Source organism: Lentisphaera araneosa HTCC2155, from assembly GCF_000170755.1.
GTDB lineage: Bacteria > Verrucomicrobiota > Lentisphaeria > Lentisphaerales > Lentisphaeraceae > Lentisphaera > Lentisphaera araneosa.
In genome coordinates, this window is record NZ_ABCK01000052.1 from 1 (window position 1) to 10,598 (window position 10,598).

General features: G+C 42.0%; 8 protein-coding genes. All 8 read right to left on the minus strand.

The window, feature by feature from the left end; all coding sequences use genetic code 11:
• Positions 1-1,223 (minus strand): glycoside hydrolase family 2 TIM barrel-domain containing protein (locus LNTAR_RS24130; protein WP_007281400.1); only part of this gene is annotated, 1,223 nt, incomplete at its 3' end.
• A gap of 171 nt (positions 1,224-1,394) precedes the next feature.
• Entirely contained in the window at positions 1,395-2,765 is a 1,371-nt protein-coding gene (locus tag LNTAR_RS24135) for a GH1 family beta-glucosidase (RefSeq protein WP_007281401.1), read from the minus strand.
• A gap of 2 nt (positions 2,766-2,767) precedes the next feature.
• Complete coding sequence (locus tag LNTAR_RS24140) at positions 2,768-4,840, minus strand: glycoside hydrolase family 3 N-terminal domain-containing protein (RefSeq protein ID WP_007281402.1); 2,073 nt, start codon at positions 4,838-4,840, stop codon at positions 2,768-2,770.
• Between the two features lie 140 nt (positions 4,841-4,980).
• A complete protein-coding gene (locus LNTAR_RS24145; RefSeq protein WP_007281403.1) occupies positions 4,981-6,639 on the minus strand; it encodes an endo-1,3-alpha-glucanase family glycosylhydrolase in 1,659 nt (552 codons plus the stop codon).
• Between the two features lie 14 nt (positions 6,640-6,653).
• A complete protein-coding gene (locus LNTAR_RS24150; protein ID WP_007281404.1) occupies positions 6,654-7,139 on the minus strand; it encodes a hypothetical protein in 486 nt (161 codons plus the stop codon).
• Between the two features lie 108 nt (positions 7,140-7,247).
• On the minus strand, positions 7,248-8,051 hold the full coding sequence (locus tag LNTAR_RS24155) for an alpha/beta hydrolase (protein WP_007281405.1): 804 nt from the start codon (positions 8,049-8,051) through the stop codon (positions 7,248-7,250).
• A 68-nt stretch (positions 8,052-8,119) separates the two neighbouring features.
• Complete coding sequence (locus LNTAR_RS24160; RefSeq protein ID WP_007281406.1) at positions 8,120-8,782, minus strand: type II secretion system protein; 663 nt, start codon at positions 8,780-8,782, stop codon at positions 8,120-8,122.
• A gap of 89 nt (positions 8,783-8,871) precedes the next feature.
• Positions 8,872-10,598, minus strand: a 1,727-nt coding sequence (locus tag LNTAR_RS24165) for a serine/threonine protein kinase (RefSeq protein WP_238527800.1), incomplete at its 5' end; no start/stop codon positions are given.

Here is a 10,598-nt window from a genome sequence, read left to right on the forward strand (position 1 = left end):
TTTGGGTACGAAGGAGGTGGATCTTCTGGATCCCCGCCCACACTTACAACAAGGCTTTCTTCCACAACGAGCCAATCATAAGTCAGGTCATCTCCATTGCGGTCAATGGCATCGACTCGGGCAACGTACAAACGATCGCCTTCAATGACTTTTTGGTCAAAATCTGCTGAGATCTTCATGATATTTGGGCAGCGATTTTCGGGCCATTCACCAGTCCAAGCCTTTACCATGGCATCCACTTGTGGAAGCTTTTCCATTGTCGGTAAACACATGCCAAACCAAGTAGAGGTTTTTTCTTGTTTCCAACCCCATAGGAAAGCGAAAGTCCCCAAGCACATTTCTTTTCCTTCGTTAATATCGCAGACGAGTTTGTGCGAAGAATAATAAGTTTTTGATTTATCGGTACTATTGGGTTCTATGGGCGCTCCCCAGGAAGTTTTTGGAACTTCCCAAAAACCCATTACGCCAAATTCCGTCACTGCAAAAGGCTTGCTCCAAGCATGAGCTTTCAGTGCTTCACCTGTTCCAGCCGCTGAACCATAGGCATTCACACCTAGAACGTCAATACTTGGGTAGTGCTGCATAATGCTTTTGACTTTACCTGCACCAGAACCCGCGATCACAGTCATCACTGGGTGGTGGGGATCTTCTTCTTTAATAATTTGAGCTAAAATTTCGAGCTCTTTAATCACCGCTGGGTTGGGATTTTGTTTAACGGGATCTTCCATCTCATTTCCCAAGCCCCACATCGCAATCGCAGGATGATTTTTCCATTTACGTACAGATTGACGCACGTGCTCGCGTTGCTTCTTGAGTTGTTCAGGATCGTTATAGTCAAAATGATGACGCTCATGCCCAATCCAAAGTCCAGGAACCACATGAATTCCCAAACGCCATGCACGATCAATGTAACGCTCACCTCCGGCCACTTTATCTTCGAGAGTCCCAATCCCCCAAGTACGGGTGAAATTCCCTCCTGCAAGTTTAAATTGCTCGAGCATACCGGGCTGAATAACACCACCTGCCCCTTGAATAGGCGTTTCTTTATCGTTGATATAAATACGCCAAGTGCCTTCGGCATTTTTCTTCAGTTCAACTTTAGAGGGCTTATTGGGGATCTCACCTTTTTTAAGTTCCACTTGATCAATAATTGATTGCAGCGGGTTGGCCGAACTAAGTGTTGAGAAAAACATAAGTACACACGCGAAAATTTTATCTTTCATAACTATCCTGATTTTTATTATTAAAGTATACTAGTACTATACTGGATTTTCAAGTGTTCTATTCTAAAATTATACTAATATAGATGATTTTAAGATAAAACTAAATTTTACTGCCAAGCTAGGATGCTTTTGAGAACAACTAAATAAGTAAAAGCGCTCCAGAACTGGAACTTAAACGAGAGCGAGTTCAGCTTCTTTTAAAAGTGCTCCATTGGAGTCAATTAGGTCACGGTACCAATAACCCGAATCCTTAATTGTGCGCTCACCCGTTTCATAATTGATGTAGGTCAGACCAAAACGTTGAGTATAGCCTTCGCCCCATTCAAAATTATCCATCAAAGACCAATGCATGTAGCCTGTGACGGGAACATTTTCCTCCACAGCTCTTTGCAAGTGACTGAGGTACTGCTTGGTGTAGAGAATGCGGTTTTGATCATGTACTGCACCATCTTCAGCAATCACGTCATGTTGAGAAAAACCATTTTCGGTAATCATAATTTCTTTACCATAGCGTTCGTATAAAAAACGAGGTCCCCAATAAAGTAACGATGGGGTCACTTTCCAATCAAAAGCAGTTTTAGCAATGGATGGATCTTCGGGACTTAAGACCCAAGAGTCACCTTCAGCTTTGACTTCATCGCCCATGTAGAAATTCGTTGCAAGAAAATCCATTTCACTAGAAATAATTTCCATATCACCCTCTTCTACTTGCGGAACATTATCGCCAAACTCTTTCCAGCCCTGCTGGGGATAATGACCCAAGTAAATAGGGTCGTACCACCAAGAAGTCCAAAAACCATGATCGCCATCCACGTGAAATGAGGCCTTACGAGCCGCTTCAATATCTTCTGAGTTTTCTGATGCTGGCAATTTAAAGAGTCCCATGGGGGCACAAGCAATTTTAATTTTATGCGATACTTCACGCATAGCGATGGCTGCTTTGCCATGAGCTAGTAGGGCATGGTGCCCGGCTTGTAAACATTCTTTTAAGGGGAGTTCTAAGCCTGGTGCATGAACTCCTGCCGAATGTCCCAAAAAGACAAAGCATTGGGGTTCATTGAGGGTGATCCACTTTTCGACGCGATCCGCAAATGCCTCCACACAAATTTTTGCGTAATTCGCAAAGTCTTCGGCAATATTACGATTGAGCCAACCGCCCTTCATAAAGAGAGTTTTTGGCAAATCCCAGTGGTAGAGAGTGATAATGGGTTCAATTCCAGCGGCGATTAATTTATCGATTAAATCGCTATAAAAATCCAATCCTGCATGGTTTACTTCACCTACTCCATTGGGTAAAATCCGTGGCCAGCTCAAAGAAAGACGATAAGCCTTGATGCCAAGGCTTTTCATCAAAGCAATATCTTCATCAATGCGATTGTAGTGATCACAGGCCTTCTTGCCATCATGACCTTCTTTGATGGCACCCTCTTTGCGACAAAACATATCCCAAATGGATTCGCCTTTGCCCGCCTCTTTATAGGCACCTTCAATTTGATAGGCTGCCGTGGCGGCTCCCCATAGAAAATCTTTTGAAAAACTCATCTTTAATCCTCTAATCTAAACTGCGCAGATGCCTCTGCTTTGCAATTCGGGCCCACCCAAAGATCAAAGAGACCTGAGTCAACTTGGTAATCGTTATTCCAGTTATAGTAACCGAGTTCATCACTGGGAAGGGAGATCTCCACAAGTCGACTCTCGCCTGCTTTTAGCAATAGCTTTTTGAAGGCTTTTAATTCTTTTACGGGACGAGCCGTTTGAGCTACTAAATCACGGATATAAAGTTGGACAGTTTCGAAGCAATCACGATCACTGAGGTTAGTTACAGTGATTTGCACTTGTAAGGACTGTGCTTTTTTTAGTGTGGGGTTTAAAACTTTTAAGTCTTTGTACTCAAGCTGTGAATAGGAAAGACCAAAGCCAAAGGGGTATAGCGCTTCGTTAGTTTCATCGATATAATTTGATTTATATGCTTCGGCAAACTGGGTGATGCCCTCTCCCAAAACGGGGCGTCCCGTATTGCGATGATTATAATTTAAGGGCACTTGGCCAACCGAACGAGGAAAGCTACATGTTAGACGACCACTGGGGTTAAATTCTCCAAGTAAAATCTCGGCAATAGCCTGCCCTGCATAAGTTCCCCCATGCCAAGCTAAAAGTATGGTATCGCATAAGGCTTCGGCTTCGGTCAAAATTAAAGGGCGACCACTCAAAACGACGGCAATCACTTCCACATCTAATGCCTTCAAGGCTTTGAGTAGTTCAATCTGCTCTTGAGGTATAGCTGGATGACTCCTGGAATGGGCTTCTCCACTCATAGAAGCTTGTTCGCCAATCACCACAATAACTTTTTCACATTGCTTGGCAATTTCGCTGGCTTTCTTCAAGTCTTTGCCATCGTTATAAATCACTGCGCTTTTCGCAAATCGCTGACTTAAAACCTGATGTATGGAATCAGTCTTTTCCGGTTCACCTAAAAAACTCCAAGTCCCTAAAAGACTTGCACTATCATCAGCTAATTCGCCTAAAAGAGCAATAGATTCGGGGTCGGATTTCATGGGCAAAAGTGATGATTCATTTTTAAGTAAAACAGCCGATTCCAGAGCTGTCTGTAGAGCTGTATTTCCCTCTTCTTTTACTCTTGTATGAACTTGATCTGCCATGAGTTCTTGCTTTAACTGTAAAATTCGCATGACTGAAGCATCGATTAATTTTTCATCGACACGACCTTCTTGAACTAAGTCTGCCAAGTGTAAACTGTAGGCATTGGACATCATATCCACGTCAATGCCTGCTTGAATTGCCAAGTACGCAGCCTCTTTCAAATCCTCGGCAACACCATGATCTAGCAACTCAAGAATGGCGTTATAGTCGCTGATAATCACTCCATCGAATTTCCATTCTTCGCGCAAAATCTTATAGAGCAAAGGATGAATGGAGGCCGGAATTCCATTGAGATCTTGGAAAGCCATCATAATTGTTTTGCAGCCCGCATTAATAGCTTCTTTAAAAGGTGGCAAGTAAACTTCTCGTAAAATGCGCTCCGATACTTGAGCACTATTGTAATCACGCCCTCCTTCTGCCGCCCCATAAGCAGCGAAGTGTTTCACGCAAGCTGCGATCGAACCCGACTCTTGAATACCTTCAACCCAGGCACGGGAAAATACTGTATTTAAATGTGTGTCTTCTCCTGCGGACTCCGCAATTCGTCCCCAACGCAAATCACGCGAGACATCTACCATGGGAGCAAAAATCCAATCTGTTGAATCCGCCGCAGACTCTTGAGCTGAATGATAGGCCACTTGTTTAATGAGCTCAGGATTCCAAGTCGATGAGCAAGCTAAGGGAATGGGATAGATCGTTTTATAACCATGAATGACATCTGTGCTCACAAGCAAGGGAATATCTGTATACTTTGCCGCAAGCTGTTTTTGCTGGATACTACGTTCGATATCTTCATCATTGATGATAATAACTGAACCCACATCAGAATTTTTGATTTTCTCTTCAATATCCGCATGACTGACGATGAGTTGGTTCATTTGCCCGATTTTTTCTCTCAGGCTCATTTGTGCTATTTTTTCTTGTAATTCGCATTCACTTTTTAGCAAAAAACTCATACTAGACCCTTTTTAGTAATTAAAGTATACTAGTATAGTAATAGTTAATTTAAGTAATTGCAAATAACTTAGGCATAAAAAAGGACCCTTCTTAAAGAAGAGTCCTTCGCTAAGTATAAAATACTGCGATATAAACCGTTTTATTCTAAGACAAAATCATTGATTTGAGGTTCACTTAGCTGTTCACCATAAATTTTTGTAAAGTACTCACTAAAACGAGTCGAGTACATATAAGTAAGACGATCAGTCCGAAAGGCTTGGTCGGTAATTTTCTGAGGTGGTATCAGCTTCAACACCACTTCTCCTTGACGTTTAACTTGGACATTCACTTGACCAATTCCCGAGGGGATTTTGGTACTTTGCAAACCTGCTTGTACCCTGGCCACAAAAGTCCCGTTGATGAAAATGTCTCCAGGCTTTTGCAAAATACTGACGACTTCGATATAATCCTCTAAAACCTCTGGTCCCATACTCTTTTTGGTATAAACTTTAATATTATACTTTGCTTGAACATCATGGGTATATTTTTTATAAAAAACTGAGAGTGATTCCTCTATTTTTCGGCCACTTTTCCGCCATTCATTGCGATAAAAATCCATCAGCACCATGGGGGCGAAATTGTGATTGAGCTCTGGAGCAATGTGATGCCCCTCAGGGAAGTCATTCCAAGTGGCCAAGCTGATCCACTGTAAGTCTTGCTCAATGGCAAAGTCAAAGAGCTTTCGGTACAAAGCCGAGAGTCCACAATTTTGGTAATGGCGTTCCACTTCATGTATCTGCGCTTGTTTAAGCTCATAGTAGTGCAACATGCCGTGACCTTTGGAACGATCTTTCCAATAGAGCTTACTGGTATAATAATCGGGATAAACTGTGAGGCAGAAGTCGCGCTTTTGCTGATCGCATAAAAGCTTGATTTTTCGAAAGTCATCGAGATGCTTTGTGTTATCGGTCCAAGACCACACACCAGGAAAATGTTCCAAAACCTTTTTCGTTAAATTGTGATTGGCAGGAAAGCGTAAATCATACATGAAAGCAGCTTTCACACCAATCTTTATCGCCAAGTCATCATGGGCTTTTGCGACCTCCGCAATACGTTCGGGAAAACGATCTATTAACCAGGGTTGATGTTCCATTGTATCCGCAAGAGCATCGTTATTCCAAAGATAAAAAATAACGCGACCATCGGGAGTTTTCAGCCATGAATCATAGCCCTCCACCTTCTGAAACAAACTGCGAATCGAACCGGACCAACGGTCAATCTTCTCGCTTTGTGTCCCTTCATTAGCATTGGATAAACAGAGGGTGAATTTGAAGTCGGGGTAATGTTCCGCTGCCACTTTAAAAAAAGTCGCCACTACTTCGTTATAATTTTTCATGAAGCCCTGGTGAATGACCTCGGGGTAATAAAAATGAAAAGCTTCCAAGCCAGCCACATGAGCTGCGCGCAATTCCTGCTCCACAACTTGCTCTAAACTGCGCTCCCCGCGTTTAAACAAAAACATATCCATGGGAGCCACTTGGTTAAGGCCTCCAAATTTTGCGAATTCACCATTTCGAGCATACCAAGATTTATTGCGACTCAAACCGCCCGGACGAGCCCCAAAATCATAATCAATATCTCCAGTCATAAAGTGCGCTACCAAGGTTTTTTTATCCGTCATTGGCAAGTCTAAAAGTTCTTGAGTACTCAAAATTTTGATGGGCTCGGCTTTTTTAGGCTGGGCAGTGGCTTCCTGCACTTGCTTTTGTTGACAAGCTTGGCAAAGCCAAAAGGCGATTAAAATATATAGGTAACGCATAAGGGGTCTCTTGTTTAAATTTCTATAGAGCTTTGTCTGTTGCGGAATTGTGCCATCACATCATAAGCTTCGGCTAGAATTTCGCGATCTGCTTTCTTGACATTCTCTAAGCGAAATTCGTTGAGCTGCGCTTGAGAGCTAGCCCACTTCTCATAAACTTCTGTGTAACGGGAATCATTTTTCACCGTACTCAAGATGTAGTATTCCAATTCGTTATCAATCAGGTAAAAGCGCTTCAAAACTTGCGGGTCTTTATTCCCTCTGAGATCTTTCCACTGAGAATACATCATTTTGAAGTGCGCGTCATTTTTGGCGACTGTATCCCATAAGGAGAGAGCCTCTTTATGCTTGGCAATGGCTAAGTCTTCGCTGAGTTTATAGACATTTGAGTTTTTTGCCAAGGTCTTGACCACGGTGTGTTTAGCTTTTTTATAAGGCGCTAAGTCCACTTGGCCCATGAGACTGAATGACATTGAAATAAGTAAGATTAAAAACTTCATTTTTTTCCTTTGAGTTAATTATTTGCTCGGCGAAACAAATCGTTTTTTCACCGTCTGATATTGATTACGCAAAGAAAAATCAGAACTGACAAAAAACCTTCAAAAAAATCATTTTTTGTCTTTAGAACGCGCTCGAACTTCCTTAATTAACAAGGGAATCGCCGGTTCCACCATGCCATGGCCATAGCCATCCAACTCCAAAATCTTCGTCTCTTTATGCCCCACAACTTTCATCATGCGATACATATAAGCATTCTCCTCATACCTACCTAACATTTCCAATTCGCGATCGCCCGTAATTAAGAGCAAGGGAGGAGCTTCTTTACGTACGTGATAAAGTGGTGCCAAATCATCGATGAGCGGTTGTTTACCAGAAATCCCCATCTCCTTGCGCGCCGTAAAATGCGTTATGGTGTGTCCACTAAAAGGAATGAGTCCTGCTATCTCATCCGCATTAATTTGATGTTTTTCTAAATAACTTTTATCTAAGCCCACCATGCCCACTAAATAGCCCCCTGCTGAATGGCCCGATAAAAATATTTTATCTTTCGCGCCACCGAGCTTTTCAATGTTTTTGAAAGTCCAAGCCACTGCTGAAGCGGCATCTTCTATACACTGGCGCACTTTCACTTTCGGACTCAAACGATAATTCACCGCAACCACTGCCATGCCTTGTTTCAAAAGCCCTTCAGGAACCTTCTTTTTACCGGCAGTTAATCCACCTCCATGAAACCAAACGATAGTCGAAAAGTTTTTTTCTTTAGTAGGATAATAAAGGTCCAATACACAGCGCTCTTGGATATACGCATCTTTTTCAAGCTTGTCGTAATAAGAAAGATTGTACAAAGTTTTATAGTCGCTAGCAGTCAATTGAGTCGTGAGCAACACTAAAAAGACATAAATTATTTTCATATTTGTTTCCATTTTTAATAAAAAAAGCCCGTCTTGGACAGGCTCAACTTAAAGTATTCAAAATTTGATTAGTCATTGGCAAAGCGGGTAAACATTCCTTGATTATACGTGCTATGAACGCGATTTTTGACACTGCCATCAATCAGTAAATAATTGGGGCGCCCAAAATGAAAGGCATCCAAACGTTCAGTCCAATCACTCATGTAATTCCAGTAAGACCAAGTCATATCGGCTCGCGACCATCCATGAGCATAATTAATGCTTTCCCACAGCTCAGTTAAAAGTAGTGTATCTGAGGCAATTTCGCTATAGCTCACTGTATTATAAGTCGCCATGCGAGTCACACCATTACAGTCACTATCATCTTTTGGCGTAGATGTACCTTCGAAGGTGATCGAAGTCCCCGTATTCATCGAGTAACTGCGCGTCTTTCTATCATTCGATCTTTCTATTTTATCTTGTGCACAAGAAAAAATTGCATCACTCATGCCATAGTCTTCACTCAATTGCTTAGAATAAGTAATGCTACCACTCACCGCTGCCGTCACCACGTGACTATCATTATCATCTCCGTAGATATACATGCTAGTGCCAATTTGCTTCATGTTACTGACGCAAACACTTTTCTGAGCTGAGAGTCTTGCCTTGCCTAAAGCTGGCAGTAGCATCGATGTCAATATCCCTATAATCGCCACTACGACAAGGAGTTCTAAGAGTGTAAACTTTTTCATTGCGGGCCTCTTTGGTCTTAATTAAAGTATAGGTTCATACTTTTTATTACGCAAGTAAAAATGGGAACTGACAAATTTTTGCAAAAAAATCATTTTATTTTATACCTCAGCTCAGGTAAATCCGTTTTGACGGCCTTTTCTTGACTCGCATCCAGCTTTAAAAGTTTGAGCTTTTCGAGCCCCGCAAAGCCCTTTAGGTTTTTGATCCGTGTGTTGGCTATATTGATTTCTTCGAGCTCAGGCATACCTGAAAATTGATAGGAATCATTGCTACTCGTCAGACTTATATCGAGTTTTTTCAAAGTTTTGATTTCTAAGTTACCGGCTCCAAGCACCCCCGTTTGACTAAGTGATAATTCTTCTAACAAATCGCATTGATTGAGGCTCTCGGGGTAGATAATCCCACTATTTTTTAAACTCACTTTTATCGGTTTTAATAAATAAATCGGCCCCGGATTTTTCACTCCTCGTTCATTTTCTAGGATAACTTCCGTGCCATCTTCAAGTGGTTTGACAGTTACTTTCGGGAGGTGAGCTAAGCCGCGATTTTGAATTTTCAAATACCAGCGATAAGCCTGAATTTTTTCTTCTAAACTCAAGTCCTTATTCATTAAGTTAAGTAAAAAATACTCACTAAAGGGATAATCCAAATGGCTGACGAGTTCATCCATGTGTTCAAGTAGCGCGAGCGTATCTAAATCTTTGATCGTTTCAACTAAAGTTACTGCCTTGGCATGCTTCATTTTTGCGAAGGCCGCAATCGCCTCTTGCCATTTCATTTCAGCCAAATTTTGTCGCCCTTGAAAATAAAGCACGCCTGAGTTCTCTGGATCAAATTGCTTGGACACAGCAAAAGCATTATTCATCGCAAGGAACTGTTGCTTGGCCAATCTATTGTAGGCGATCATCAACTGCCGTTTGGATTCTAATTTGAGTAGCTTTTGCCGAGCGATTTCCTTTTCTTGCAGATCATTATTGAGCAACTTAATTTCATCGCGAGCAGCGACTGCTTTCTCTTTTTCTTGAATTGCTAAGCGACGACTCTCCTCAATATTGATAATAAAAATGACGACCATCACGGTAAATAGTGTGATTGAAGTCAAAAGTAAGTGAAAGAAGCCCTTGTTGCGTAAATACAAAAGTTTGAGCACACGTAGGGGCGAAGCATCTTCTGCCGCAGTGGCGTAACCTCGTACATACAGCCTTAAATCTTCGAGAAATTCGAGCGTCGTTAAATAACGCTCTTCTGGCTGAGGCGACAAGCCCTTATTACAGATGGCTACCAAACTGGGGGGAAGAAAACTCGAGCCTAACTTATCGGGACAAGTAATTCGACGTTCCTTTACTGAACGAACTTGCACGGGCCGTTGCGCCGTAAGAATTTCATAGAGGATTGCCGCTAAGGAATAGATATCATTTGAACTATGGGGAGCTTGTTTTTCAAAGCGCTCGGGAGCAATGTATCCAGGTGTGCCCTTAATTTCTTCTCCCCTTCCCTTGCGAATGTATTTGAGGACTTTACTTAAATCTTTATCTAAAAAAGATTCGCCCTCTTGGCCCAGTTCTCCTCCCAGTTCAGCAATGCCCCAATCACAAACGACCACTTCCCCAAAATGACCAATGCGCACATTCTCGGGTTTTAAGTCGAGATGAACGATGCCTAGTGAGTGCGCGTAGTTGACGCCTTCACAAATTTTAATAAAAACATCAATCATATTGGCAAGCACATAATCTTTTTCCAATACTTTATCCATGTCTTCACCGAGCACTTCTTTCATGGTAAAAAAAGGTGTTTGATCATCACTTAAGCCCACAT